This window comes from Oxalicibacterium flavum (genome assembly GCF_014635065.1).
Taxonomy (GTDB): domain Bacteria; phylum Pseudomonadota; class Gammaproteobacteria; order Burkholderiales; family Burkholderiaceae_D; genus Oxalicibacterium; species Oxalicibacterium flavum.
Genome location: NZ_BMCG01000002.1, coordinates 82,154 through 108,861, shown reverse-complemented (window position 1 = coordinate 108,861; position 26,708 = coordinate 82,154). Strand labels below are relative to the sequence as shown.

The following is a 26,708-nucleotide window of genomic DNA, read 5'->3' as shown; positions in this document are numbered from 1 at the left end:
TTTCACGTAGGCGCGCGCCGAATAAATCGCCATCGATTCACCCGATCACGGAAAACCCGCATGAACATTGAGCAGGACGACGACTACCGGCAGCGCATTCATCGCGAATTGCATCGCCTTGGCATTCCGATGCAGTGGATAACAGACAAAAAACTGCCCTTCTACCCGGAAGCACGGGAACTGGTGCTCGGCGATTTCAGCCCCGAAGGCCGCGAATGCCTGATGACGCCGGGCGCCAGCCGCGCCTGGGCGGCCATGAAGATGGCCGCGCGCGGCGACGGCATCGTGCTCGAAGTGGTGTCGTCCTTCCGCACCATCGAACGGCAGATCGACATCATCCAGGCCAAGCTCGACCGCAACATGCCGATGGAGAAAATCCTGACCCTCAGCGCGCCGCCCGGCTACAGCGAACACCACACCGGCTGCGCGCTCGACATCAACACGCCGGGCTGCCGCGCCACCGAGCCGGAATTCGAGGACACCGACGCCTACCGCTGGCTGCAAGCGCATGCCGGCGGCTTCGGCTTCACCCTTTCGTACCCCAAAGACAACACTCTGGGTTTTATTCACGAGCCGTGGCACTGGTTCTACAACGAAAATTAAAATCAATAAATTACATTAAGTTTTAATTTCAACTTATTGATTAATAAAGAATTTCACATACACATCATGTAATACATGAGCATGGATTCTTGACGTCAGACCGCTTGCGGCACCAAATCCGCCAACACGATCGTGTTTGCGCCACGGCGAAGCGCCACCCTATAATTGCGAATCATTCTCGATCATCCGGGTCGCCTGCCGATCCCGAAATACGCATGTCGGCCGCCGATTCCCATACCGAGCAAGTTGAAGCCCTCTACAGCCATCACCATGGCTGGCTGCGCAACTGGCTGCGGCGCAAACTCGGCTGCCACGACCAGGCCGCCGATCTGGCCCACGACACCTTTCTCAAGCTGCTGTCCGCACGTGACATCCTGCCGGGCGTCCATGAGCCGCGCGCCTTTCTGACCACCATGGCGCGCCGCCTGCTGATCGACCGCGCACGCCACCAGCAGATCGAACAGGCCTACCTTGCGGAACTGGCCCTGATCGCCGACGACCTGCCGGTCGCACCCTCGCCGGAAGCCGTACTGATGGCGGTCCAGGCATTGCGGCAGTTTGCCGACGCGCTGGCCGCCCTGCCCGCCAAGGCCGGCGAAGCCTTCATCCTGCACTACTTCCATGAGAAAACTCAGCCCGAAATCGCCGCCGAGTTCGGCATTTCCGTGCGCATGGTGCAAAAGTATCTGGCGCAGGCGCTGCTGCACTGCCACGCGGCGCTGGCGGACGAGCGACACTGACCATGCAGACTGACGTCGCCGGGCTGCCGCCCGAGATCGCCGAACAGGCCGCCGACTGGATCGTGCTGCTGAGCTACGGCACACCGGCCGAGCGCAAGCAGGCACGCGCCGAATTCGAAGCCTGGCAGCAGCGCGACCCAAGCCATGCCGAAGCCGCCGCGCGCCTGCACAGCGTGCTTGGCAGGATGGACGACATCCGTGCAGCGACTGACGGCCGCACGGAGCCGGCGCAGGCCGCACTGAAAAGCGGCCTGCAGACGAAGCAGCGCATGCGCCGCGCAGTGACCGTCGGCCTGTCGGCGTTATGCCTGGTGCTGGCGGGATGGCTCGCCACGCAGGCCTTTCCGCCGGCTGCATTGACCGCAGACCTGCGGACGGCAAGCGGAGAGTGGCAGTCGCACGTGCTCGAAGACGGTACGCGCCTCACGCTTGCCGGCGGCAGCGCCGTCAATCTCCATTTCAGCGCGGAGCGACGCAGCATCGAACTGGTGGACGGCAACATCCTGATCGATGTGGCGCACGATGCAGCCCGCCCTTTCGTGGTGGACACGGCCGAAGCCGACATTCGCGCCCTCGGCACGCGTTTCATCGTCGATCGACATCGCGACACCACCACGCTCAGCATGCTCGAATCCGATACGCTGGTACGCACGGCGCATGGCAAGGATCACCTGATCGTGCATGCAGGCCAGCGCCTGCGCATAGACGGCGACGGCCTCGGCACCATCGAGACCGTAAACCAGGAACGCCTGGAAAGCGCCTGGAACCGTCATCAGCTCGTGGTCAGCGCGCGTCCGGTGCCGCAGATTCTCGACGAGCTCGATCGCTACCACAGCGGGCGCATCTTCTACGACGCCGATCAACTGCAGGACATCCGCATGACCGCCGTGCTGCCGTTGGAAGACACCGGGCAGGCGCTGCAACTGCTTGCCAACAGCGTACCCGGCCTGCGCATACGTCGGCTCACCCCGTATCTGGTCATGGTTGACCGCCCTGCCGGCGATCACTGAACCGGGCATTCAAAAATTTTTCTTCCGACAGGTTCGTGTTCGCGCGTTTCATCCGTCAAGGCACATGAAACGCACAGCACGACGAAAGCGGACCGCCAAGCGCAGAGATTCCAGCATTAGCCAGTTCCCGGTTTTCGTTACCCGCCCGCAGGGCTCAACGTAATCAGAGGATGGACTTCATGCATTCGCCGCAACTCCGCGCACTTCCCTTTTCCCGCAAACCACTACCGGCCCTCGCGCTGGCCGTCCATCTGGCGTGCGCCGGCCTGATCGTCGCCGGCATACAGCCGGCGCAGGCGCAACAGGCAGGCAGCACCGCCAGCTACACGATACCGGCCGGCTCGCTGGCCGAGGCGCTGAGCCTGTTCGCCCAGCAGTCCGGCACACCGCTCTCGTTCGAGGCCGACAGGCTGCAGGGTCTGCAGACGCGCGGCCTGCAGGGCAATTACAGTGTCGAACGCGGCTATTACGTGCTGCTTCAGGGCAGCGGATTCCGCATCGGCAAGACACCGGCCGGCTACGTGCTGCTGCCGGCCGCATCCAATGCCGGCGATGCCGCGCCCGACGACTCGGTGCTGCCGCAGGTCACCGTCATGGCCAATCAGCTGGGAGAGATTTCCGAAGGCACCGGCTCCTACACAGCCGGCGCCATCGCCACCGCGACACGGCTGGTGCTGACGCCGAGGGAAACGCCGCAGTCCGTCAGCGTCATCACGCGCCAGAAGATGGACGACTTCAACCTGACTTCCATCGACAGCGTGATGGCCCATACGCCTGGCATCAGCATCGTGACCTGGGACAGCGAGCGCACCGAATATTATTCGCGCGGCTTCGCGATCCAGAACTTCCAGTACGACGGCATTCCGATGCAGCGCGACTCCGCCTATTCGGCCGGCAATACCCTGAGCGACATGGCGATCTACGACCGCGTCGAGGTCCTGAAAGGTGCGACCGGCCTGCTCACCGGCAGCGGCGATCCGGGGGCCACCATCAATCTGGTGCGGAAAAAGCCGACCAGGCAGTTCCAGGGTCATGTCGCCGTCGGCGCGGGGTCATGGGACAACTACCGTACCGAGGTCGATGTCGGCGGCGCGGTCAACGAAAGCGGCTCGCTGCGGGCGCGTGCCGTCGCCACCTATCAGGACCGCCATTCGCATCTCGACCGCTACCAGCGCGATACCACGGTGTTCTACGGCATCCTGGAAGCCGATCTCGGTCCACGCACGCTGCTGACGCTGGGCGCCGACTACCAGAACAACAAGCCGCGCGGCTCGACCTGGGGCGGCATTCCAATCCACGACAGCAACGGCAATTTCAACGACATGCCGCGCTCGTTCAACAACGGCGCCAACTGGAGCCACTGGGAGCAGTACACGCGCACTGCCTTCGCCACGCTCGAACACCAGCTCGAGAACGGCTGGGTCGCGAAGATGCAGCTCAATCACCAGATCAACGGCTATGACGCCAACCTGGGCGCAGCGGCGGCCGGCTATCCGAATCCGGCCAACGGCACCGGCACCGAACTCTGGGTCGGACAATACATCGGCCGCACCACCAGCGATGCAGCCGACGTCTATGTGAGCGGTCCCTTCTCGCTTGTCGGGCGCGAACACGAACTGGTGATTGGCGGCAGCTTCGCCAAGCGGCGCTGGAAAAACGACGGCTATTGGAACCTGCCCGGCTACGACTTCACGGTCCCCGACTATTACCAGTGGCAGGGCAACGCGCCCGAACCTGCATGGGGCGCGCCCGACTACTCGAACAACGAAACCACGCGTGAACACGGTCTCTACACCACCGCGCGCTGGAACCTGCGCGACGACCTCAAGCTGATCACGGGCGGACGCTGGTCGAGCTACCGCAACCGCGACCAGGAACTCGACGAATCCGGTGTATTCGTGCCTTACCTGGGAGTGGTCTATGACCTCGACCAGAACTATTCCGTCTATGCCAGCTATACCGGCATCTTCAAACCGCAGTCGGCACAGGACGAACAGGGCCGCACGCTCGATCCGCTCGAAGGCAAGAACCGGGAGATCGGTCTCAAGGCAGCCTTCCTCGATGGCCGGCTGAATGCAAGCGCCGCCTACTTCGACCTCGTGCAGGACAACTTCGCGCTGGCGACCGGTGGCGTCACGCCCAGAGGAACGCCAGCCTTCCGCGCGGCACAGGGTGTGAAGACGCGTGGCTACGAGCTCGAAATATCGGGCCAGCTCTCTCCGGCATGGCAGGTGCAGGCCGGCTACACGCACAGCGTGTCGCGCCAGCAGGGCGAGCGCGTGACCACGCTCAATCCCGCCAACCAGTTCAGCTTCTTCACCAGCTACAAGCTGCAGGGGCAATGGCAGGGCCTGACCCTCGGTGGCGGCGCACGTTGGCAGGACAAGAGCTGGAGCATGGCGTACCTGCCGGACAACAGCAGCGTCAAACATGTGACGCCGAGCTACTGGCTGCTCGACGCGATGGCCAGCTACCAGTTCAGCGACAACCTGTCCGGCTCGGTCAACGTCAACAACCTGCTGGACAAGAAGTACCACACCGTCTTCGACTGGTACAGCACCTACACCTGGGGCGAACCGCGCAGCGTGATGCTGAATCTCAAATACACGTTCTGACGGCACCGGCTGCCGCGCTCTCCGGCGCGGCAGCCATTTTTCCTGGCCATTACTGATCGACAGGCAAATATCTTTTTCCATTCCAGCCGTTTTTCTCCGCAATCAAAACCAGCATAGTGACGTCATCGCCGGAGCGCGCGGCATGTCATTCAAACGAAAGGACGTCACCATGAACATCTTCATCACCGGCGCAGCCGGCTACATCGGCGGCTCGGTCGCCCACCGGATGCTGCGCGAAGGCCACAGCGTGCGCGGACTGGTGCGCACGGCGGAACAGGCCGAGCGCATCCGTGCGCTCGGCATCGATCCCGTCATCGGTACGCTCGACGATGCAGGCATCCTGGCGCGCGAAGCCGCGGCGGCGGATGCCGTGATCAACGCCGCCAGCTCCGATCACCGGCCCTCGGTCGAGGCCATGCTCGACGCGCTCGAAGGCTCGGGCAAGCCGTTCCTCCACACCAGCGGTTCCAGCGTGGTCGGCGACGATGCGCGCGGCGAATGGAAGTCGGAACAGGTGTTTGCCGAGAACACGCCGGTCGAGGTGGTGCCCGAGAAAGCCGCGCGCGCCGCGCTCGACAAGCTGATCCTCGATGCCGCGCAGCGCGGCGTGCGCTCGGTCATTCTCTGCAACACCATGATCTACGGCACCGGCCTCGGCGCCAGCCCGAACAGCGTGCAGATTCCGCCGCTGGTGGCGCAGGCGCAGAAAAGCGGCATCGCACGCTACGTCGGACGCGGGCTCAACGTCTGGTCCAATGTGCACATCGAAGATGTGGCCGAGCTCTACCTGCTGGCGCTGCAAAAAGCGCCGGCCGGCTCGTTCTACTTCGTCGAGAACGGCGAGGCATCCTATGCCGACATCGTGGCCGCGATCGCCCGCCGCCTGAACCTCGGCGAACCGCAAGCGTGGCCGGTGGAAGAAGCGATCAAGGAATGGGGCTTCGGCCACGCCGTCTATTCGTTCGGCTCCAACAGCCGCGTGACGGCCGACAAGGCGCGCCGTGAACTGGGCTGGCAGCCGCGCCACACCTCGGTATTCGAATGGATACTCGACGACATGCGCACCGACCTGCCGGTCGTCAATCCGCGCTGATCGTCGGCAGACCTGCTCCATCGAGAACCCGGCCAGGCGCCGGGTTGTTCATTTCGTGGGACGCGCAACGACGGCGTGCCTTGCCAGCCGCTCCTGCAGGAAGGTGCGTAGCGCAACCACGGCCGGCGACAGCATCAGGCGATGGGCGCAGACCAGATTGAGCGGCGCAGTCTCTCCCTGATGCGTTTCCAGCAGCGCCACCAGCCGCCCGCGCCGCAGGTCGTCGGCCACGTCGAGCGTGGACTTGTACGCTAGGCCCTGCCCGGCAAGCGCCCAGCGCCGTACGAGGTCGCCGTCGTCGCCGATGCGGTCGCCCTGCACCGTCGCCTGCTCGGTGCGCTTGCCGCGATGAAAGGTCCAGCGTTCGTGAATCTGCTCGCCGAGTACGAAGCGCAGACAATTGTGCGCGGCCAGATCGCTCACGGCGCGTGGCGCGCCATGCCGCTTCAGGTAGGCCGGCGCGGCACACAGCACGCGCCGGTTGTCGGGCGCCAGCGGCAAGGCCACCATGCTCGAATCCTCCGGCTCGCCGTAGCGGATCGCGATATCCACCGGCTGGCGGTACAGGTCGGCCAGGCGGTCGCTGATGCGGATGCGCAGGCGCACGTCCGGGTGCCGCGCCTGGAAATCGTCGAGCCACAGCAGCAGCACGTTGCGGCCGAGGTCGGACGGGATCGACAGGTTCAGTTCGCCGCCGATCACGGCCGAGGCCTGTGCCACGCTGGCCGCGCCCTCTTCCAGCAGTTGCAGCACGCCGCGCGCGTAGGCCAGATAGCGTTCGCCCTCCATCGTCAGGCGCAGGCTGCGCGTGGACCGCACGAACAGCCGTCCGCCGAGCGCGGTTTCCAGGCGCTTGAGCGCGGCGCTGGCGGCGGCCGGCGCCATGTCGAGTGCACGCGCGGCGGCCGACAGCCCGCCGTGGTCGGCGGCACAGACGAACAGCTGCAAGTCCTCGATGCGCGGCATTTTCATTTTTATTTTGAAAGTGTTATTGGATTAGGCATATTTATCGATAAGCGAATATAGCCGAAACTGCAGGCAACGACATCACAGCGCCACCCAACCGTTCACTGTAAAGGAAAAGAACATGAAAGCCGTCGCCTACCGCCAGGCCCTGCCCATCACCGACCCGCACGCCCTGCTCGACGTCACCCTGCCCGATCCGGTTCCGGGCAACCGCGACCTGCTGGTCGAGGTGCGTGCGATCTCGGTCAATCCGGTCGATATCAAGGTGCGCGGCAGCGCCAATCCGCCGGACGGCGAACACAAGGTCATCGGCTGGGACGCCGCCGGCGTGGTGAAGGCAGTCGGTGATGGCGTGTCGCTGTTCAAGCCGGGCGACCGCGTGTTCTACGCAGGCTCGATCACGCGCCCCGGTGCCAACAGCGAGCTGCACCTGGTGGACGAGCGCATCGTCGGCCGCATGCCGGCCTCGCTCGATTTCGCGCAGGCCGCAGCCCTGCCGCTGACCGCGATCACGGCGTGGGAACTGCTGTTCGACCGGCTGGCCGTCACCGTCGACAGCAAGGATGCGCTGCTGGTGATCGGCGCGGCCGGCGGCGTCGGCTCCATCCTCGTACAACTCGCGCGCAAGCTGACCGGCCTGACCGTGATCGGCACCGCCTCGCGCCCGGAAACGCGGCAATGGGTGCAGGAACTCGGCGCGCATCACGTCATTGACCATACGAAACCGCTGGCCGCGGAACTCGAAGGCATCGGTTTCAAGGAAGTGAAGTACGTCGCCAGCCTGAACCAGACCGACCGCCACTACGCAGAGATCGTCAAGCTGATCGCGCCGCAAGGCCATCTTGCCGTGATCGACGATCCCGCCGTGCTGGACGCCATGCCGCTCAAGCGCAAGAGCGCGGCGATCCATTGGGAATTCATGTTCGCGCGTTCCATGTTCGAAACGCCGGACATGCAAAAGCAGCACGCGCTGCTGAACGAAGTGGCACGGCTGGTGGATGCCGGCACGCTGCGCACCACGCTGGCCGAGCACTACGGCACCATCAACGCGGACAACCTGAAGCGCGCACATGCGCTGATCGAGAGCAATACCGCGAAGGGCAAGATCGTGCTCGAAGGGTTCTGAATCGTCGGCATTCCGCAATGAAAAACGGCGCCTGATGGCGCCGTTCGTTTGCGATGACTGCATCGTGCAGCGCAGCGATTACTTCACCGCACCGAACACCTTGCCGAGGATCGCGCTGCCGGTGCCGACCGGATCGGCACGGATCGCCTTTTCCTCGTCGGCGATGATGGTGTAGAGGCCGTCGAGCGCGCGTTGCGTCACGTAATCTTCCACGGTGGCATTTTCCTTGGTCAGGCCGGAGGCGTTGGCCTTGCTCATCAGCGTGTTGTACTGGGCCGACAGGCCGTTGCCGTCCGTGATTTTCTTGACGATGGGCAGGAACTTGGTGGTCAGCGAAGCCGAGGTCTTGCCGCGGAAGAATTCGGTCACCGAGGTCTCGCCACCGGTCAGAATGTTCTTGGCATCGGTGACGGACATGTTCTTCACGGCATCCAGCAGCAGTGGCTTGGCCTCGGCCACGGCCGATTCGGCCGCGTGGTTCATCGATACCTCGAGCTCCTCGACCCGCTTGCTCTGGCCCAGCATCTTCAGGATCGGCTTGGCCTTCTCGACCGGGCCGGGCAGGCCGATGCGCACCTTGTCGTTGTTCAGGAAGCCGTCCTGCACGCCGAGCTTGGCGACCGCCACCGTCGCGCCCTTCTCGAGCGCGGTCTTGACGCCGCTGGTCGCATCCTTGCTGCTCAGGTCGGACAGCGACAAGGCACAGGCCAGCGAAGCAGCCGACAGCAAGGCGGCAGCGGTGACGACATGGGGAAGTCTGAAAAACGACATGCTTATTCTCCTGAAGATGAAGCCGCGGACCGCAGCGGCGGGACTGGAACGGCAAAGCGCCCGGCGACGCTGCCAGCACAACGCGGCATCCCCTGGCTACAAACCTGTCCGTGACTTTACCTCATCCGCTGCCGGCGGCATATCGGGGCGACCCGCGTCAGGACGAGCCACGTCAGGGCGAACCCGCAGGAAACTCGCGAAGCGCGGAATGCCGCTGTCGTTGAAACCGCGATGACGGTAGGTGACCCAGGTGCCGATCGCCGGCGGCGCCTCGCGCTGCGCATCGGTGAAGCCGGTGCCGAGGCGGAAGCGCAATCCGTGCTCGGTTTCCACCAGCAAGGCGCCGAGCCGTCCCTGGTGCCTGCCCTTGCCCGGCAGATAGCCGATCACGCGCGCCTCGGCATCGTCGTGCAGCTTGAGCTTGAGCAGGTCGTCGTTGCGCCCGGCCTTGTAGAAGGAATCGCCGCGATGCAGCATCAGCCCTTCGCCGCCGCCCCTGCCGATTTCCTGCAGCCGCTTGCGCAGCAGCGCATGGCTGGCGATGCGCTCCTGCGGCACGGCCTGCACCCACGTGCTGCCGATGGCTTCCACGGTCCGACGCAGGGCCGGCAGGCGCTGGTCGAAGGTACTGCCGTGCGCGGGCAGGTCGAACGCCATGAAGCGCAGGCGGCGCCAGGCCGCCTCGTCCGGCACCTGCGTGCGCGCGGTCGAGACCGCCTCCGAAAACCCGCCGCGCCCGGCCCACAGTTCACCGTCGAGCGGCACGCGCGGCCAGCGCGCGACGAACCATGCCGGCGCATGGATGATCTCGCCACCGCGCGTGAGCAGACGCGTGCCGTCCCAGTAGGCACGGATGCCGTCGTATTTCTCGCTGACCCAGTAGGCCGACAGGTCGATCCCCGGATGATAGGTATTCGCCAGCATGACCGGCGCCGGCGTCTGCGCAAGGACCGGAGCCGTGCCCATGAAGGCGGAAAACGAAAGAAGCAGCACAAGCCGCAGGGCGATTGAAAAACGGATGAGGAAAGACATGGCGTGCATCGAGCAATGAGAAAGCTGTCAGCATAAGCCGCGATGCATGTGGGCAACATCCCCATTATTCGGGAGTTCCGACAGGAATTTCGGACTCGTCCTACAGACGACATGCCAGAGCGCGGCGCATCATGGCTCCTCTATCGCTACGTTCATCGACCATGGCTACCACCAGCAAACGCATCCTGTGGAAAGGCGCCATCTCCTTCGGACTGGTGCACATTCCGATCGCCCTGCACACCGCGACCGAGGAGCACAGCCTCAATTTCGACTGGCTCGACAAGCGCACCATGGACCCGGTCGGCTACAAGCGCGTCAACAAGAAGACCGGCAAGGAAATCGCGCGCGAGAACATCGTCAAGGGCATCGAGATCGAAGACGGGCACTACGTGGTGCTCTCGCCCGAGGAAATCAGCGCCGCCTTTCCCAAGACCACGCAGACCATCGAGATCGAATCCTTCGTCGAGGCCGACGCGATTCCGTTCATGTACCTGGAACGGCCCTATTACGTCTCGCCAATCAACAAGGGCCACAAGGTCTATGCGCTGCTGCGCGAGATCCTGCAGCGCAGCGGCAAGGTCGGCATCGCCAAGGTCGTGATCCAGACCAAGCAGCACCTGGCCGTGCTGATCCCGGTCGGCCCGGCGCTGGTGCTCAACCTGCTGCGCTGGGGCGACGAGGTGCGCAGCTGGGAAGCACTCGACCTGCCGGCCAAGGGCGCCAAGGCGGCCGGCCTGACCGACAAGGAAATCAAAATGGGCGAGCAACTGGTCGAGGACATGAGCGGCGAATGGAATCCCGAGCACTTCACCGACTCCTTCAAGGAACAGATCCTGAAGCTGGTCGAGGAAAAGGTGAAGGCCGGCGAGACCGAAACCGTCACGCCCGTCGAATCGGCGGAAAGCGGCGAGACCGCGCGCATCTACGACCTCACCGAGATGCTGCAGCGCAGCCTGCAGGGAAAATCCGGCAAGGCCAAGCCCGCCAGGGATGACGAGGATGCGGCGCCGGCAAAGACGGTCTCGATCAAGACCGCCGCCAAGGCCGCGGCGCGCAAGACCGGCAAGGACGCCGAGCGGCCGGCGGCAAAGACCGCTGCAAAGACAGCCGCGAAGACCGCAGCAAAGAAGGCAGCCGCCAAATCCGCCCCCCGTAGCGCGGCAAGCAAGAGCGCCGCCAAACCCAAAACGCGCAGGACGGCATGACCATGGCACTCGATTCCCTGAGCATCTACCGCAGCAAGCGCAATTTCGACATCACGTCCGAACCGAAGGAAGGCGGCGAGCCGAACGTCGAGGCGCGCTCCTTCGTGATCCAGAAGCACTGGGCGTCGCACCTGCATTACGACTTCCGGCTCGAACTGGACGGCACCATGAAAAGCTGGGCCGTGCCCAAGGGCCCGAGCTTCGATTCGAAGGACAAGCGCATGGCGGTCCACGTCGAGGACCATCCGATCTCGTACAACACCTTCGAAGGCACGATTCCCGAAAAGCAGTATGGCGCCGGCAAGGTCATCATCTGGGACAAGGGCACCTGGATTCCGCTCGGCGATCCGCGCGAAGGCTATCGCAACGGCAACCTGAAATTCGAGCTGCGCGGCCACAAGCTGCGCGGCAAATGGGTGCTGGTGCGCATGAAGGGCAAGGGTGAAAAACAGGAGCCGTGGCTGCTGATCAAGGAAAAGGACGCGTTCATGCGTCCCGCCACCGAATACAGCGTGGTCGATGAACTGCCGGACAGCGTGGCTGCGCTGCCCATGCCGGATGGCGCGCAGCCGGCGAACGACAAGTCGGCGGCGGCCAACACCGGCAATGGCAAACGCGGTGCAAGCACGCGTAAAGCCGCAGCCAACGTTTCTGCCAAGCCAGCACGCAAGCAACGCGGCACGGCTTCTTCAGACGCAGCCGTGCACCCTCACGCCGGTCCGCCGGCCGGTGCCGTCCCTTCGACGCTGCCAGACTCCCTGTCGCCGCAACTGGCGACACTGGTTGACGCCCCCCCTGCCGACACGGAAAACTGGCTCTACGAAATCAAGTTCGACGGCTACCGCATCGTCGCCCGCATCGATAGCGGCGAGGTGCGCCTCGTCACGCGCAACGGCCACGACTGGACCGCCAGGCTGCCGGCGCTCGCGCAGGCGCTCGCCTCCATGCAGCTGCCGTCGTGCTGGCTCGACGGCGAGATCGTGGTGGCCGACGAGAACGGCCTGCCGGATTTCCAGGCGCTGCAGAACGCCTTCGATACCGCAAGGACACAGAACATCGCCTATTACGTGTTCGACCTGCCCTACTGCGCCGACCACGACCTGCGGCAGGTGCCGCTGATCGAACGCCGCCGCATCCTGCAGATGGTGCTGCAACGCTCGCCCAGTGACCTGGTGCGCTACAGCGATTCCTTCGACGCCTCGGTGCAGGACCTGCTGGCGTCGTCGTGCCGCATCGGGCTCGAAGGCCTGATCGGCAAGCGCAAGGATTCACCGTACGTGACACGCCGCTCGCGCGACTGGATCAAGCTCAAGTGCGCGCAGCGTCAGGAATTCGTGATCGGCGGCTTTACCGACCCCAAGGGCTCGCGCAAGGGCATCGGTTCGCTGCTGCTCGGCGTGCACGACCAGGAAGGCAACCTGCTCTACGCCGGCAATGTCGGCACCGGTTTCAGCGAACGCACGCTGGCCGAACTGCGCCGCCAGCTCGACGCGATTGGCAGCGACAAGAACCCGTTTTCGTCCGAGACCGATACCGGCAAGGCACACTGGGTCAAGCCGGCGCTGATGGCGGAAGTCTCGTTCGGCGAATGGACCAACACCGGCCGTATCCGCCATTCTGTCTTTCACGGCCTGCGCACGGACAAGAAGGCGCGCAGCATCGTGCGCGAACAGGCAACCCACGTGAACGGCAAATCGGGCGCGGGCACGCACTCAAATGCAAATTCGAAAGCCCAGTCCAGATCCGCCGCCGCCAACCATCCCGATCTGCCGGGCACGCTGCCGAAGGACTTCAAGGTCACCCATGGCGAGCGCGTGGTTGACGCGCAAAGCGGGCTGACCAAGATCGACCTGATCCGCTATTACGCACTGGTCGCGCCGCTGATGATGGAACACCTGAAAGGCCGGCCGGTGTCGCTGGTGCGCGCGCCCGAGGGCATCGGCGGCCAGCTGTTCTTCCAGAAGCACATGGAACACAAGCTGGACGGCATCGCCCTGCTCGACCCGGCGCTCGATCCCGACCATGCCTCGCTGATGGAAGTCGCCAAGCCGCTCGGCCTGCTGTCGGCGGCGCAGATGAACGTGGTCGAGTTCCATACGTGGAACGCAGTCAAGACCGCCATCGGCACGCCCGACCGCATGACCTTCGACCTCGATCCGGGCGAAGGCGTGGAATGGCCGCTGATGCAGGAAGCCACGCTGCTGATGAAATCCTTTCTCGAGCAGCTCGGCCTGAAAAGCTTCGCCAAGACCAGCGGCGGCAAGGGCATGCACGTGATCGTTCCGCTCAAGCAGCAGTACGACTGGGACACGGTCAAGGACTTTTCAAAGGCCATCGTCGAACACATGGCGAACACGCTGCCGATGCGCTTCGTCGCCAAGAGCGGCCCGAAGAACCGCGTCGGCAAGATCTTCATCGACTACCTGCGCAACGGCTTCGGCGCCACCACGGTATCGGCCTGGTCGATCCGTTCGCGACCGGGACTAGGCGTCTCGGTGCCGGTCGGCTGGGACGAGATCGAGAAACTGCATGGCAGCGCGCAATGGCATGTCGCCAACATCCACACCCGGCTCGACCAGGGCAACGCGCCGTGGCAGGACTACGCCAAATCCGCGCAATCGCTGACCGCCGCCATGCGCATGCTAGGCTTTGTACCGGTCAAGCAGAAATAGAAAGGACTTCATGAAGCTGGAACTCATCTCGATCGAACACGACCTCCTCACGCCCGGCTATCTCGTCAAGCTCAGCGCCACTTTCCATGAAGACGATGAAAAGACACGCAAGACCGACTACGGAGTCTTCACCATCGCCATATCGGAAGCCGATGCGGAGGCCTTGACGATCAGACAGCTCGAAACCGAAGCCATCGCGCGCGCCAGGCTGCTCATCTCCTGAACCGGCATGGCCGTGCCAGTTCCCATGGCGCCGCGCATGACAAACACCCTGCTCCAATAAAAAAGCCTCTTCGAAGAAGAGGCTTTTCCGGCAAAGCAACAACGATTCGATCAGAACCTGATATCGGCGCTGACGAGGAAGGTGCGCGGCGCGCCGAGCATGACGCGCTGAGCGTTCCAGTTCGAGGCGATCACATATTCCTTGTCGGTCACGTTGTCGATATTGAAGCGCAGCGTGAGGTTCGGATTCACCTCGTATGCGGCCATCAGGTTCAGCACGGTGAAGCTCGGCGTCTTGCCATAGCGGCCGTTCTTGATCACGCGATCGGCATTGTCCGGACGGCCGATATAGGCGCTGCCGACGTGCTGCACGCCGCCACCAACCGTCAGGCTCGGCTGCACGCGATACGTGGTCCACAGGTTGGCAGTGACCTTGGGCGTGAACGCGAGTTCGTCGCCATTGGTCGACAACACGCCCGGACCGTAGTCGCCGGTGGAACGGATTGCATCGTCGATCGCCGCGCTATGCTTGCGTTCGCTGTCGAGCAGCGTCAGGCCGCCCGATATCGTCCATGCATTGGTGACGCGACCCAAGGCGCCGAGCTCGATGCCCTGCACGATCTGTTTGCCGTAACCGGTAGGTCCATTGGCAGTCGGCCCCATGCCGATGTTGCTGCGCTCGGTGCGGAAAATGGCGGCAGTGGTGGACAGACGATTATCCAGCAGGTCCCATTTGGTGCCGATCTCGAGATTGGCCGCCTTCTGCACGCGCGAACCCTGGCTGTTCTGCCCGGTCAGGCCCGGAAACGCAGCCGCGTCCGAACGCGAGATGTCCGAGTTGGACAGGAACGATCCGGGCGGCAAAGCCGACTGGCCGTAGGAAACATACACACTACCGTTCGAGGCCGGCTTGTACACCACCCCCAGCTTGCCACCGAAGGTGGTTTCCGAAACGTCATAGCCGTCAACGGCTGCATTGGTGCCGTTAATGCTGACCTTGTAATGCTCGGCGCGCAGACCGCCGGTCAACTGCCATTGCGGATTGAACTCGATGGTGTCGTAGGCGTAGAGCGCAGCCGTATCCACCTTGACGGTCGAGGTCTGCGTCACCGGCAGGCTCGGATCGGCACGGCCCGGATCGGGATTGAAGATGTTCGTCGGTCCGGTTCCTGCATTGCCGAAACCGGTCGCGTCGGCTTCCTCGCGTGACAGTTCGAGGCCGAACGCAAGGTTGTGCTTGACGCCGCCCGCATCCAGCTTGACCGACAGATTGGTGTTGTTGGCGAGCGAGTTGTTTTCGCGGTTGTAACCGGCACGCGAGGTCGAGACGTTCTCGGTACCCGCTGCCACCGCCGGATTGCCGAACACCATGAAGCGCGCGTCGCGATCGGTTCTTGCCCAGCGCGTATGGTTGCTCAACAGGACATTCGGCGAAATGCGATGCTCGACCTTGGCCAGGAAGGAATCCGACTTCACGTCGTCATAATCGGACAGCAAGCCGTAGAAGTTGTCGCGGCTGACGCCGGCAAAGGCCGGATTGTAGGTCTGCAAACCCTCGACGATCGCGCCCGGCACGCCGAAGTCCGGCCGGTCCTTCTGCGTCACGTGCTGATACGACAACGTCACCGTGGTCGGCGTGCCGATGCCGAAGGCGACCGATGGCGCGATGCCGATGGAATTGACCTGTGCATGCTTGCGGCCGGCGACGCCGCCGTCTTCGGCCAGCAGATTGATGCGGAAGGCCGAGGTTTCGCTCAGCACGCGGTTGATGTCTGCCGTGATGCGCTGACGGTTGTCCGAATCCTCGGAATCGAAACCGAAGCTGACGCTACCGGTCGCAAAGTTCTGCAGCTTGGGCGACTTGGTTTCCAGATTGACGTAACCACCCGCCGCACCGCGGCCGTTGTCGGCGGCAGGCCCCTTCACGACTTCGACCTGTTCCAGATTGAAGGCATCGCGGTTGTAGCTGTTGGAATCGCGGAAGCCGTCAACGAAGATGTTGCCGCTGGTGTCGAAGCCGCGCAGGCTGAAGTTGGCGGTGCTGGTGGCAAAGCCGTTCTCGCCGCCGTTGAAGGTGATGCCGGTGGTGTTACGCAGGATGTCGGTCAGGTTGCGCGCGCCCTGCTCGTTGAAGACTTCCTTCGGAATGATTTGCACGGTTTGCGGCGTATCGACCAGCGGCGCGGTTGCCTTGGGCGACGACTGGCGCTCCTGGTCGGCCGAGACTTCCACGGCCGGCAAGGTGGAAGCCGCCGGCGCGGTCTGCGCATGCGCGCTCAGCGACAGGATGGCGAACGCGATTGGCGTCAAACGAAAAGCGTGATTTTTCATTACTTGTCCCTTTTCTGTATTAATGAACGGCTAAAATTGTTACCGCGAGACAAATAGTAACGCTTATCATTGGCATTTCCATTTATTTCTTAACGTAATTTTTACGTTTGTTTCCGAAAAAGCAGATTTACAACAAAATTTCTATGCAGGAACGGCTAATGTTCCGTTTTTACAACCCGGCGCTTGTGCATTACCATCGGGCTTCCCTCGCAGTCGAAAGGCCATTTCCATGATGTTGGAGATTCCCGGCTTCCTTACGCCGGAACAGGCGGAACAGTTCCGCGACGCGCTGTTGCGCCAGGAATGGCACGACGGCAGGAACACGGCCGGCCACATGGCCGCCAGGGCCAAGAACAACCGGCAACTGGCGGCCGACGATCCGGTCGCCCAGCAGTTATCGGATTTCATTCTGGGAGCGCTGGGCAACAATCCGCTGTTCCTGTCATCCGCCCTGCCGCTGAAGGTGGTGCCGCCGATGTTCAATCGCTACGAAGGTGGCGGCACCTATGGCGACCATGTCGACGGCGCGATCCGCAGCGTGCCCGGCACCCCACACCGCGTGCGTACCGACATCTCGTGCACGCTGTTCCTGTCGGAGCCCGACAGTTACCACGGCGGCGAACTCGTGGTGTCCGATACCTATGGCCGTCATGCGGTCAAGCTCAAGGCCGGCGACATGGTGCTGTACCCGGGCACCAGCCTGCATCACGTCACGCCGGTCACCCGCGGCGTACGGCTGGCGGCATTCTTCTGGGTGCAGAGCCTGGTCCGCGACGACACGCAGCGCACCATGCTGTTCGAGCTCGATACGGCGATCCAGCAACTGAGCGCCGATGCACCGGACAACCCCGCTGTCCTCAAGCTGAGCGGCGTCTATCACAACCTGTTGCGCCAATGGTCGGATACCTGAGGAACACATGACTGCACAGCTTCAATCGCTTCCGCCGGGACTGACCAATCTGGAAGATCACGCCACACAGGCGCAAACGCGCATGGACGAGATCGCCTGGGCCTACTTCAGCGGCGGCGCCGGCGACGAATACACGCTGCGCGACAACCGCGACGCCTGGACCCGGCTGCAGCTGCAGCCGCGCATCCTGCGACCCGTGGCGCGCGGACATACGCGCATCTCCCTGTTCGGTCGCACGCTCGAGCATCCGGTCCTGCTGGCACCGGTTGCCTACCAACGCATGGCGCATGGCGACGGCGAACTGGCGAGCGCCTATGCGGCAGCCGCACAAGGTGCCGGTTTCGTGCTGAGCATGCAGACCAGCGTGGCGATGCAGACCATCGCGCAGGCCGTGCAGGCCGAACCTGCGCGCGGGCCGATGTGGTTTCAGTTGTACATGCATTACGAGCGCGGGTTCCTGCTCGACCTCGTGCGGCAGGCTGAAGAAGCCGGTTATGAAGCATTGGTGGTTACGGTCGATGCGCCGACCAGCGGTGTGCGCGACCGCGAACGGCGCAGCGGCTTTCGTCTTCCCGATGGCGTCTCGGCGGTTCATCTGGCGCAGCAGTATCGTCAAAGCCGCCAACTCGAGCCGGGGCAAAGTGCGCTGTTCGACGATCTGCTGCTGGCCGCGCCGGGCTGGGACGATCTCGCATGGCTGAAAGCCCATACCCGCCTGCCGGTCCTGATCAAGGGCGTGCTGCATGAAGAAGATGCGCGCATCGCGGCGGGCCTTGGACTCGACGGCATCATCGTTTCCAACCATGGCGGCCGCACGCTGGATTCCACGCCCGCCACCGCAGCCGTCCTGCCGCGCATCGCGCAGGCGGTTGGCGGCCGCATGCCGCTGCTGGTGGACGGCGGCATCCGGCGCGGCACGGATGTATTGAAAGCGATCGCGCTCGGTGCCAACGCCGTACTGATCGGACGACCGTATGTCCATGGCCTTGCCAATGCGGGGGCCATGGGGGTGGCGCACGTCATCCGGCTGTTGCGCGACGAACTGGAGATCGCGATGGCGCTGAGCGGCGTCGCCACGCTCGAACAGGTCTCTGCGGAACTGCTCTTTCGCAATAGCTGACAAGGCGCATGCCGGCCGCTTGAAAGCCGACTACCCTCGCATGCGGTAGACTGACTGCTTCCCTCACCCTGTCCATCGGCGGATTGTTTATCCGCAGGCGTTGCCACGCCGTATCAGCCAGGAGTCCATATTGAAGACCGTCACCCGCATATTGATTGCCATCACCGTCGCCGCCGCACTTGCGGCCGGCTATTACTACTGGCTGCAACGAGACCGCACGCCGGCCCCGCCACCACAAGCCGCTGCGCCGGAAACCCCGGCACTGGTGGAACAAGCCGAACCCGCACCCGAAGCCCCCGCCTGGGATGCGCCGCAGCCGGTTCAGCATCCGATAGAACCGGCACCTGTCGAGGAAACGCTGCCCGCCGTGCGCGACAGCGACAGCCTGATCACGCCACCGCTATCGGCGCTGGTCGGCAAGCAGGCCTGGAGCGAACTGTTTTATCCGGAAGAAATCATTCGCCGCATCGTCACCACCGTCGATAACCTGCCGCGCCGTGAAGCGTCAGCCAAACTGTGGCCGCTGCAGCCGGCCGGAACCTGGATGGAAACCGTCGGCGGCGAAGGCAACCTCATCATCTCGCCCGCCAACGCCGAACGTTATGCGCCCTACATGACGCTGGTGCAGAACGTGCCGGTCGACAAGGCAGTGACCATTTACCGCAGGTACTATCCGCTGTTCCAGCAAGCCTATGCCGATCTCGGCTATCCGGACGCCTACTTCAACGATCGCCTGGTGGTCACGATCGACGATCTGCTGGCAACGCCGGAACCGCTGGAAGCGCCGCGCCTGATGCAGGACAAGGTAATCTACCAGTTCGCCGATCCCGACCTCGAAAAACGTTCGGCCGGACAGAAGATCATGCTGCGCATCGGCGTCGAGAATGCGCAGATCGTCAAGATGAAGCTGCGCGAACTGCGTGCGGCAATCACCCGTCAACCGGCACCTGCAGCCACGCCTGCAACTACACCCGCAGTTACACCTTAACGTGCGGCAGCGTCAGCCTTGCCACCAGTGCGGCAAGGATGGCGCAGCCGGCGATGCCGGCGATCATCGGCCCGGCCAGTCCATTGGCGAACAGACCGACCACACCCATCACCACCGCGCCGGTGACGAACTGCAAGGTACCCATCAGCGCCGATGCGGTACCGGCGATCGCTCCGTGTTCCTCGAGCGCAAGCACCGCCGTGGTCGGAATCACCAGGCCGAGGAAGCCGAAGCCGACGAACAGCATCCCCAGCATCACATCCAACCTGTCCATGCCAAACAGGTTCAGCACCAGCAGCGCCACCATGAACAGCGCGTAGCCGCGTACCGCGAATTTCACCAGCGGCCCGAGGCCGAAACGGCGCGTCAGGTTGCCGGTCAGTTGCGACACGCCGATGAAGGCCGCCGCGTTCGCCGCGAAGGCAATGCTGTATTGGCGTGGCGTCAGGCCGTAATGGTCGATCAGCACGAACGAGGAATTGGCGAGATAGGCGAAGAAGCTCGAAATGCCGAAGGCACCGATGAACACCAGCCCCAGGAAATGCCAGTCGCGCAGCAGCAGCCAGTAGGCCTGCAAGGCCCCGCGCACGCTGCTGCCGGCGCGCTCGCTGGCCGGACGCGTTTCCTTCTGCCCGGTCGCCAGCAGCACCAGCGCCATCACGGCCGCCACCGTCACCGACCAGAACACGCTGCGCCAGCCCGCCCATTCGATCAGGAAGCTGCCGGCCAGCGGCGCCAGGATCGGCGACACGCTGAACACCAGCATCAGCAGCGCCATCAGCTTGGCCGCGTCGTTGCCCGTATGCAGGTCGCGCACCACGGCGCGCGGAATCACCATGCCGGCGCTCGCGCCCAGGCCCTGCAGAAAGCGCAGCACGATCAGCGTTTCGATGTCGGGCGCGAGCGCGCAGCCGACGCTGCACAACGCGAACAGCCCGAGGCCGAAGTACAGCGGCGGCTTGCGGCCGACCATGTCGGAAATCGGGCCGTACAGCAGTTGCCCGATGCCGAGCGAAATGAAGAATGCCATCAGGCTCGCCTGCACCGCGTTCATTGGCGCATTCAGGCTTTGCCCGATCGAGGGCAGCGCCGGCAGGTACATGTCGATGGCGAACGGGCCGATGGCCGACAAGAGGCCGAGCACCAGCGCGTTCTTGAAGAAATGGTTGTTCATTGAAGCAAAGGAAAAAAACGGAAGCACGGACCGGCCGCGCAAAAAGAAAAAGCCGGCAAAGACCAAGTCCTTGCCGGCACGTGATTATTTCACGTTCACGGATTTCGTGCCAAGGCCACCGGCGTCGCCTGCCCTGTCTGCAGCTCTCCGTGCGGTTCGGTCTGCCAGCCGCCGCCGAGCGCACGGATCAGGCCGACCGAAGCCACTGCGCGTTGTCCTGCGCTGCGGATGCGCGCGCGCTGCGAAGCCAGATTGGAACGTTGCGCGTCGATGACCTCGAAGTAGCTGGCCGAACCGTTGCGGTAGCGCGAATCGGCGAGCCGCGCCGCCAGTTGCGCCGAGTTGATCGCCTGTTCCTCGAACACCATCTGGCGGTCCAGCGTGCGCAAGGCGGCCAGATTGTCCTCGACGTCCTGGAAGCCGACCAGGATCTGCTGGCGGTAATTGGCGACCGTCGCCTCGTAACCGGCGTCGGCACGCGCGAGGTTGGCACGGTTGCGGCCACCGTCGAGGATCGGCATGCTCAGCATGGTGCCGACCAGCGGTCCCAGCAGCCAGCTGCGGCTCGACCACTTGAAAAGATCACGCAGCTCGTCCGATTCATAACCGGCCGAACCCGTCAGCAGCAGGCGCGGAAAGAACGCCGCCTTGGCAGCGCCGATACGCGCACTGGCCGCCGCCAACTGGCGCTGCGCCTGCGCGATGTCGGGCCGGCGTTCCAGCAGATCCGACGGCAGACCTGCCGGCACCGTGACGATGGGCGCATTGAACGGCGCCGCCGCCAGCGAGAACTCGGCCGGCGCGCGGCCCAGCAGCAAGGCCAGCGCATGATCGCGCTGCGCACGCTCGCGCGTCACGCCTTCGAGCTCGGCACTGGTGGTCGCCCATTCGGTCCTGGCCTGCGCCACGTCGAGTTCGCTGGTGTCGCCGGCGTCATAACGCCGCTGCGCGAGGTCCAGCGCTTCCTGCCGCAGCGCGATGGTCTTGCGCAGCACGTCGATTTCCGAATCCAGCGAGCGGATCGTGAAATACAGCTGCGCGACGTCCGACTGCAGCGCCAGCAGCACCGAGCGGTAGGCGGCCTCCTGCCCTTGCGCGTCGAGTTGCGCGGCGCGGCTGGCGTCCGACAGACGGCCGAACAGATCGACCTCGTACGAGAACGACAGCGGCGCGCGATAGGTGGTCGATGCGCCCTGCGCATTGCCGCTGCGCGTCGGGCCGAAGCCGACGTCGGCCTGCACGCCGCGGTCGGCATCCACCACGCCGGCCGCCGCACGCGCATCCTTGACGCGCGCCAGCGCAATGGCGAGGTTCTGGTTGGATTCGGTGGCAGCGACGACGAGCCGGTTCAGCTCCTCGTTGCCATAGACGGTCCACCATGCGCCGCGATCCTTGTCATCGGCCGGCGCAGCAAGTTTCCACGCGCCGTCCAGATTCGCCTGCTCGCGGTACTGGTTCGGCAGTTCGAGGTGCACCTCGGCCGGCGGCCGCGCCGTCGAGCAGCCGGCCAGTACCAATGCGGCGGCCAGCGCGCTCAATGTCCATATCGTTTTTTTCATCTCAACCCTCGTAATGATGTGGTGCTTCCACCGCCAGCGGCGCCGGATGCGCGCCATAGGCGACTTCTTCCGGCTCGTGCTTCGGTGTGAATTTTTTCTCCAGCGTGCGCAGCAGCACGTAGAAGATCGGCGTCAGGAACAGGCCGAAGGCGGTCACGCCGATCATGCCGGAGAACACCGCCACGCCCATCGCATGCCGCATCTCTGCGCCGGCGCCCGACGACAGGATCAGCGGTACCACGCCGGCGATGAAGGCGATCGAGGTCATCAGGATCGGACGCAGCCGCAGACGGGCCGCCTCGATCGCCGCTTCATACGTGCCGCGCCCGTGATGCTCGAGCTCGCGTGCGAACTCGACGATCAGGATCGCGTTCTTGCATGCGAGTCCCACCAGCACGATCAGACTGATCTGCGTGAAGATGTTGTTGTCGCCGCCGGTCAGCCAGACGCCAAAGATGGCAGACAGCAGGCCCATCGGCACGATCAGCAGCACCGCCAGCGGCAGCGTCAGGCTCTCGTATTGCGCAGCCAGCACGAAGAACACCAGCAGCATCGCCAGCGGCAGGATGATGAACAGCGTGTCGCCGGCGATCTTGTCCTGATAGGTGATCTCGGTCCATTCGAAGCTGATGCCGCGCGGCAGCGTCTCGGCCGCGATGCGTTCGATGGCCGCCTGCGCCTGCCCGGTCGAGTAGCCGGGTGCAGGACCGCCATTCACATCGGCAGCCGGGAATCCGTTGTAACGGACGAACTGGTCGGGGCCATAGCTCTGCGTCATCTTCAACACCGACGACAGCGGCACCATCTCACCATTCTTGTTGCGCGCCTTCAGCAGCCCGATATCCTCGGCATGCGCGCGGAACGGCGCATCGGCCTGCACGCGCACCTGGAAGGTACGGCCGAACTTGTTGAAGTCATTCACGTACAACGAGCCGAGATAGATCTGCAGCGTGTCGAACACCGCCGGAATCGACAGCCCCAGTTGCTGGGCACGTGTGCGATCCAGGTCCGCATACAACTGCGGCACGCTGATCTGGTAGCTCGAGAACATGCCGGCCAGTTCGGGCGTCTGGTATGCCTTGGTCATGAAGGCCTTCAGCGCATCGTTGAGCGCTTCCTTGCCGAGTGCGGCGCGATCCTGGATCTGCAGCTTGAAGCCGCCGATCGTGCCCAGTCCCTGCACCGGCGGCGGCGGGAACATCGCAATGAACGCACCCTGGATGCCGGAGAACTGCTGGTTCAGCTTCTGCGCGATGGCCGCGCCGCTCAGGTCTGCGCTGGTGCGTTCGTTGAACGGCTTGAGCGTGGTAAACACGATGCCCGAGTTGGGGCTGTTGACGAAGCCGTTGATCGACAGGCCTGGGAAAGCCACCGCCGATTCCACGCCCGGCGTCTTCATCGCGATCTCCGACATCTGGCGGATCACGTCTTCGGTACGGTCCAGCGATGCCGCATCAGGCAGCTGCGCAAAGCCCACCAGATACTGCTTGTCCTGTCCCGGGATGAAGCCGGCCGGCACCTTGTTGAACAGCAGCATGGTTGCGCCGATCAGCACCGCATAGACCACCAGCGACATCGACTTGCGCTTGAGGATGCCCTGCACGCCGTTGCCGTAATTGCCAGAACCGCGATGGAAGACCTTGTTGAAGCGCACGAAGAACCAGCCGAACAACCTATCGATCAGCAACTGGAACCTGTCCTTCGGTGCGCCGTGGCCCTTGAGCAGCAGAGCCGACAAGGCCGGCGACAGCGTCAGCGAGTTGATGGCCGAGATCACGGTGGATATCGCGATCGTCAGCGCAAACTGCTTGAAGAACTGCCCGGTCAGGCCGCTGACGAAAGCCAGCGGCACGAACACCGCGCACAGCGTCAGCGCAATCGCGACGATCGGACCCGACACTTCGCGCATGGCCTTGTAGGTCGCCTCGCGTGCCGTCAAGCCTTCTTCGATGTTGCGCTCGACGTTCTCCACCACCACGATCGCATCGTCGACCACGATGCCGATCGCCAGCACCAGCCCGAACAGGCTCAAGGCGTTGATCGAAAAACCGAAGCCCAGCATCACCGCGAAGGTGCCGATCACCGAGACCGGCACCGCCAGCAGCGGAATGATGGACGCGCGCCAGGTCTGCAGGAACACGATCACCACGATCACGACCAGCAGGATGGCTTCCAGCAGCGTATGCACGACGGCATTGATCGAGGCGCGCACGAACTGGGTCGGATCGTAGACGATGCTGTAATCGACGCCTTCCGGCATGTCCTTCTTGAGTTCCGCCATCAGCTTGCGCACGTTGTCGGAAATTTCCAGCGCGTTGGATCCCGGCGACTGGAAGATAGGCATCGCCACCGCCGGCTTGTTGTCGAGCAGCGAACGCAAGGCATATTCGCTGGCGCCAAGTTCGACCCGTGCCACGTCGCGCAGACGCGTGACCACGCCGTCCGGCGAAGTACGGATCACGATGTCGCGGAAGTCGTCCTCGGTCTTGAGGCGGCCCTGCGCATTGACCGACATCTGGTAATCGACGCCGGGCACCGACGGCGATGCACCGATCACGCCGGCTGCCACGTTGACGTTCTGTTCGCGGATCGCCTCCACCACATCATTGGCCGCCAGACCGCGTTCAGCCACCTTGCGCGGATCGAGCCAGACGCGCATCGAATAATCGCCCGCGCCGAACAATTGCACCGACCCCACGCCCGGCAGGCGCGCGATGTTGTCCTTGACGTTCAGCACGGCGTAATTGCGCAAGTAGGTCATGTCGTAGCGGTCGTTCGGCGAGACGAGGTGGACCACCATCGTCATGTCGGGCGAACTCTTGACCGTGGTCACGCCAAGCCGCTGCACCACGTCGGGCAGGCGCGGCAGCGCCTGGTTGACGCGGTTCTGCACCAGTTGCTGCGCCAGATCGGGCGGCGTGCCGAGCTTGAAGGTGACGGTCAGCGTCATCAGGCCATCCGAGGTAGCCTGCGACGACATGTAGAGCATGCCTTCGACGCCGTTGATCTGTTCCTCGATCGGCGTGGCGACGGTTTCGGCGATGGTCTGCGGGTTGGCGCCGGGGAAGTTAGCCTTGACCACGACCGAAGGCGGCACGACTTCCGGATATTCGGAAATCGGCAGGTTCAGCATCGCGATCAGGCCGCCCATCAGAATGATGGCCGACAGCACACCGGCGAAGATCGGCCGGTCGATGAAAAAGCGGGAAATATTCATGAGGATTCTTCTTGTTTAAATATGCAAGCACGGCCGCGCTTACTGCGCCGAAGCCATCTGCCCGGCCGCCTTGTTCAGCCCCGCCACGCGTGCATCCATAGCCACCACTTCGGGTGTCACGGCATCATTCGGGCGTATGCGCTGCAGACCGTTCACCACGATGCGCTCATCCTTCTTCAGACCGCCGCGCACCACGCGCAGACCATCCGCCATCGGTCCCAGCGTGATCTGACGATAGACGGCCTTGTTGTCGCTGCCGACCACCATCACGTATTTCTTGTCCTGGTCGGTGCCGACCGCGCGGTCGTCGATCAGCAAGGCGTTCTTGGCATTGGCGTCGCCGGTGCGCACGCGCGCGTACATGCCTGGAGTGAGCGTGCCATCGGCATTGTCGAACACTGCGCGCACACGGATCGTGCCGGAGCCGGTATCGAGCCGGTTGTCGAAGGATTGCACGTGGCCTTCGCGCGGATAACCGGTCTCACTGGTCAGGCCGATGGCGACCGGGATGCGCTGCACGTTGGCATTGCCGACCGCGCCGGTGCTGGCGTAGCGAATGTAGGTCGGTTCGTCGATCTCGAAGTTGACATAGACCGGCGACACCGACACCACGGTGGTCAGCGTCGGCGCGGTCGGGCCGGTGGCGACCAGGTTGCCGACCGTGATCTCGGCACGCGAGACGCGGCCGCTGACCGGCGCGGTGATTTCCGTGTATTGCAGGTTCAGGCGTGCCGAGATGACGGCGGCTTCGGCCGCCTTCAGGTTGGCCTCGGCTTCATGCCAGGCGTTCTCCCGCTCGTCGAGTTCACGCCGCGCCACTGCGCGGTCCTCGATCAGGCGCCGCGTGCGCTCGAGTTCGGTGCGCGTCAGCGCGGCGCGCGCCTGGGCACCGGCCCGTGTAGCTTCGGCCTGCGCCAGTTCCGCCTTGTACGGCCGCTGGTCGATGGTGAACAGCTTGTCGCCCTTCTTCACCAGTTGCCCGTCCTTGAAGTGCACGGCTTCGATGGTGCCCGAAACGCGCGGCCGGATATCGACGCGCTCGACCGATTCGACACGGCCGGAAAAGTCGTCCCATTCGATGATCGAGCGTTCGAGCACGCCGGCCACCGTCACCGGCGTGGCCGGCGGCGCGGCGCTGGCGGCATCCGGTTTTTCGGCGTGGCCGGACAGCGAATAGCCGGCGGCGCCGACGATCAGGAGTGCGCCGACCGCAATCGCGATGGCGCTGCGCGAAAAACGTCGCGACACAGTATGGGATTGAATAGGGTTCTTCATGGATTTCCTGTCGAAAATTGTTCAAAAACGGCTAAAAAAACAAAGCGATACCCGGGACGCGCAAGCGCATCCATCGCAT

20 protein-coding genes are annotated in these 26,708 nt (G+C 63.8%); 12 read left to right on the top strand and 8 right to left on the bottom strand.

Annotation, left to right across the window (positions count from 1 at the left end):
• Positions 1 to 60 precede the first annotated feature (60 nt).
• The 5 genes from IEV38_RS04045 (at position 61) to IEV38_RS04025 (ending at position 6,061) form a co-directional block, all read left to right on the top strand.
• Entirely contained in the window at positions 61 to 603 is a 543-nt protein-coding gene (locus IEV38_RS04045) for a M15 family metallopeptidase (protein ID WP_188394902.1), read from the top strand.
• A gap of 215 nt (positions 604 to 818) precedes the next feature.
• On the top strand, positions 819 to 1,343 hold the full coding sequence (locus IEV38_RS04040) for a sigma-70 family RNA polymerase sigma factor (RefSeq protein ID WP_188394901.1): 525 nt from the start codon (positions 819 to 821) through the stop codon (positions 1,341 to 1,343).
• 2 nt (positions 1,344 to 1,345) lie between these two features.
• Positions 1,346 to 2,353, top strand: coding sequence for a FecR family protein (locus IEV38_RS04035; protein WP_188394900.1), 1,008 nt, complete (start codon positions 1,346 to 1,348; stop codon positions 2,351 to 2,353).
• Positions 2,354 to 2,532: 179 nt separating this feature from the next.
• Entirely contained in the window at positions 2,533 to 4,968 is a 2,436-nt protein-coding gene (locus IEV38_RS04030) for a TonB-dependent siderophore receptor (protein ID WP_188394899.1), read from the top strand.
• 169 nt (positions 4,969 to 5,137) lie between these two features.
• Complete coding sequence (locus IEV38_RS04025) at positions 5,138 to 6,061, top strand: NAD-dependent epimerase/dehydratase family protein (RefSeq protein WP_188395430.1); 924 nt, start codon at positions 5,138 to 5,140, stop codon at positions 6,059 to 6,061.
• Between the two features lie 48 nt (positions 6,062 to 6,109).
• On the opposite strand, the gene IEV38_RS04020 is transcribed toward IEV38_RS04025, so the two are convergent.
• Complete coding sequence (locus tag IEV38_RS04020; RefSeq protein WP_188395429.1) at positions 6,110 to 7,027, bottom strand: LysR family transcriptional regulator; 918 nt, start codon at positions 7,025 to 7,027, stop codon at positions 6,110 to 6,112.
• A 121-nt stretch (positions 7,028 to 7,148) separates the two neighbouring features.
• On the opposite strand from IEV38_RS04020, the gene IEV38_RS04015 reads away from it, so the two are divergent.
• Positions 7,149 to 8,153, top strand: a complete 1,005-nt coding sequence (locus tag IEV38_RS04015; RefSeq protein ID WP_188394898.1) for a zinc-binding alcohol dehydrogenase family protein — start codon at positions 7,149 to 7,151, stop codon at positions 8,151 to 8,153.
• Between the two features lie 78 nt (positions 8,154 to 8,231).
• Here the strand turns inward: IEV38_RS04015 and IEV38_RS04010 are convergent, their stop codons facing one another.
• Both IEV38_RS04010 and IEV38_RS04005 read right to left on the bottom strand, forming a co-directional pair.
• On the bottom strand, positions 8,232 to 8,924 hold the full coding sequence (locus IEV38_RS04010) for a DUF4197 domain-containing protein (protein WP_188394897.1): 693 nt from the start codon (positions 8,922 to 8,924) through the stop codon (positions 8,232 to 8,234).
• A gap of 96 nt (positions 8,925 to 9,020) precedes the next feature.
• Complete coding sequence (locus tag IEV38_RS04005) at positions 9,021 to 9,956, bottom strand: DNA ligase (protein ID WP_188394896.1); 936 nt, start codon at positions 9,954 to 9,956, stop codon at positions 9,021 to 9,023.
• Positions 9,957 to 10,117: 161 nt separating this feature from the next.
• On the opposite strand from IEV38_RS04005, the gene ku reads away from it, so the two are divergent.
• From ku to IEV38_RS03990, 3 genes are read left to right on the top strand one after another with little or no spacing between them, the layout of a single operon-like run.
• On the top strand, positions 10,118 to 11,161 hold the full coding sequence (gene ku / locus IEV38_RS04000; protein WP_188394895.1) for a non-homologous end joining protein Ku: 1,044 nt from the start codon (positions 10,118 to 10,120) through the stop codon (positions 11,159 to 11,161).
• 2 nt (positions 11,162 to 11,163) lie between these two features.
• Positions 11,164 to 13,833 carry a DNA ligase D gene (gene ligD, locus IEV38_RS03995; protein ID WP_188394894.1) on the top strand — a complete coding sequence of 890 codons (2,670 nt, stop codon included), beginning with the start codon at positions 11,164 to 11,166 and terminating at the stop codon, positions 13,831 to 13,833.
• A gap of 10 nt (positions 13,834 to 13,843) precedes the next feature.
• On the top strand, positions 13,844 to 14,056 hold the full coding sequence (locus IEV38_RS03990; protein WP_188394893.1) for a hypothetical protein: 213 nt from the start codon (positions 13,844 to 13,846) through the stop codon (positions 14,054 to 14,056).
• 110 nt (positions 14,057 to 14,166) lie between these two features.
• Here the strand turns inward: IEV38_RS03990 and IEV38_RS03985 are convergent, their stop codons facing one another.
• Positions 14,167 to 16,386 (bottom strand): TonB-dependent receptor, encoded by a 2,220-nt coding sequence (locus tag IEV38_RS03985; RefSeq protein ID WP_188394892.1) that lies wholly within the window; start codon positions 16,384 to 16,386, stop codon positions 14,167 to 14,169.
• Between the two features lie 229 nt (positions 16,387 to 16,615).
• Between IEV38_RS03985 and IEV38_RS03980 the strand changes: the two genes are divergently transcribed.
• From IEV38_RS03980 to IEV38_RS03970, 3 genes are all read left to right on the top strand, one after another.
• Positions 16,616 to 17,296 (top strand): Fe2+-dependent dioxygenase, encoded by a 681-nt coding sequence (locus tag IEV38_RS03980; protein WP_188394891.1) that lies wholly within the window; start codon positions 16,616 to 16,618, stop codon positions 17,294 to 17,296.
• Between the two features lie 7 nt (positions 17,297 to 17,303).
• Complete coding sequence (locus tag IEV38_RS03975; RefSeq protein ID WP_188394890.1) at positions 17,304 to 18,416, top strand: alpha-hydroxy acid oxidase; 1,113 nt, start codon at positions 17,304 to 17,306, stop codon at positions 18,414 to 18,416.
• A 130-nt stretch (positions 18,417 to 18,546) separates the two neighbouring features.
• Positions 18,547 to 19,404 (top strand): DUF3014 domain-containing protein, encoded by an 858-nt coding sequence (locus tag IEV38_RS03970; RefSeq protein WP_188394889.1) that lies wholly within the window; start codon positions 18,547 to 18,549, stop codon positions 19,402 to 19,404.
• On the opposite strand, the gene IEV38_RS03965 is transcribed toward IEV38_RS03970, so the two are convergent.
• The 4 genes from IEV38_RS03965 to IEV38_RS03950 form a co-directional block, all read right to left on the bottom strand.
• Positions 19,394 to 20,578 (bottom strand): multidrug effflux MFS transporter, encoded by a 1,185-nt coding sequence (locus IEV38_RS03965; protein WP_188394888.1) that lies wholly within the window; start codon positions 20,576 to 20,578, stop codon positions 19,394 to 19,396. The two genes, IEV38_RS03970 and IEV38_RS03965, sit on opposite strands and share 11 nt — an antisense overlap.
• A gap of 95 nt (positions 20,579 to 20,673) precedes the next feature.
• The gene (locus tag IEV38_RS03960) at positions 20,674 to 22,137 is read right to left on the bottom strand and encodes an efflux transporter outer membrane subunit (RefSeq protein ID WP_188394887.1); all 1,464 of its coding nucleotides are present in this window, start codon (positions 22,135 to 22,137) and stop codon (positions 20,674 to 20,676) included.
• A 1-nt stretch (position 22,138) separates the two neighbouring features.
• Entirely contained in the window at positions 22,139 to 25,354 is a 3,216-nt protein-coding gene (locus IEV38_RS03955; protein WP_188394886.1) for an efflux RND transporter permease subunit, read from the bottom strand.
• A gap of 39 nt (positions 25,355 to 25,393) precedes the next feature.
• Positions 25,394 to 26,629: an efflux RND transporter periplasmic adaptor subunit gene (locus tag IEV38_RS03950; protein ID WP_188394885.1), complete on the bottom strand. Its 1,236-nt coding sequence runs from the start codon at positions 26,627 to 26,629 to the stop codon at positions 25,394 to 25,396.
• Between the last annotated feature and the right edge of the window lie 79 nt (positions 26,630 to 26,708).

Bases quoted from the DNA above. Each gene is read 5' to 3' on its own strand.
- IEV38_RS03980 (WP_188394891.1), top strand. From the start codon at position 16,616: ATGATGTTGGAGATTCCCGGCTTCCTTACGCCGGAACAGGCGGAACAG.
- IEV38_RS04015 (WP_188394898.1), top strand. From the start codon at position 7,149: ATGAAAGCCGTCGCCTACCGCCAGGCCCTGCCCATCACCGACCCGCAC.
- IEV38_RS04035 (WP_188394900.1), top strand. From the start codon at position 1,346: ATGCAGACTGACGTCGCCGGGCTGCCGCCCGAGATCGCCGAACAGGCC.
- ku (WP_188394895.1), top strand. From the start codon at position 10,118: ATGGCTACCACCAGCAAACGCATCCTGTGGAAAGGCGCCATCTCCTTC.
- IEV38_RS03985 (WP_188394892.1), bottom strand. From the start codon at position 16,386: ATGAAAAATCACGCTTTTCGTTTGACGCCAATCGCGTTCGCCATCCTG.
- IEV38_RS03950 (WP_188394885.1), bottom strand. From the start codon at position 26,629: ATGAAGAACCCTATTCAATCCCATACTGTGTCGCGACGTTTTTCGCGC.
- IEV38_RS03955 (WP_188394886.1), bottom strand. From the start codon at position 25,354: ATGAATATTTCCCGCTTTTTCATCGACCGGCCGATCTTCGCCGGTGTG.
- IEV38_RS04005 (WP_188394896.1), bottom strand. From the start codon at position 9,956: ATGTCTTTCCTCATCCGTTTTTCAATCGCCCTGCGGCTTGTGCTGCTT.
- IEV38_RS03975 (WP_188394890.1), top strand. From the start codon at position 17,304: ATGACTGCACAGCTTCAATCGCTTCCGCCGGGACTGACCAATCTGGAA.
- IEV38_RS03960 (WP_188394887.1), bottom strand. From the start codon at position 22,137: ATGAAAAAAACGATATGGACATTGAGCGCGCTGGCCGCCGCATTGGTA.
- IEV38_RS04020 (WP_188395429.1), bottom strand. From the start codon at position 7,027: ATGCCGCGCATCGAGGACTTGCAGCTGTTCGTCTGTGCCGCCGACCAC.
- IEV38_RS04045 (WP_188394902.1), top strand. From the start codon at position 61: ATGAACATTGAGCAGGACGACGACTACCGGCAGCGCATTCATCGCGAA.
- IEV38_RS04025 (WP_188395430.1), top strand. From the start codon at position 5,138: ATGAACATCTTCATCACCGGCGCAGCCGGCTACATCGGCGGCTCGGTC.
- IEV38_RS03990 (WP_188394893.1), top strand. From the start codon at position 13,844: ATGAAGCTGGAACTCATCTCGATCGAACACGACCTCCTCACGCCCGGC.
- IEV38_RS04030 (WP_188394899.1), top strand. From the start codon at position 2,533: ATGCATTCGCCGCAACTCCGCGCACTTCCCTTTTCCCGCAAACCACTA.
- IEV38_RS04010 (WP_188394897.1), bottom strand. From the start codon at position 8,924: ATGTCGTTTTTCAGACTTCCCCATGTCGTCACCGCTGCCGCCTTGCTG.
- IEV38_RS04040 (WP_188394901.1), top strand. From the start codon at position 819: ATGTCGGCCGCCGATTCCCATACCGAGCAAGTTGAAGCCCTCTACAGC.
- IEV38_RS03965 (WP_188394888.1), bottom strand. From the start codon at position 20,578: ATGAACAACCATTTCTTCAAGAACGCGCTGGTGCTCGGCCTCTTGTCG.
- ligD (WP_188394894.1), top strand. From the start codon at position 11,164: ATGGCACTCGATTCCCTGAGCATCTACCGCAGCAAGCGCAATTTCGAC.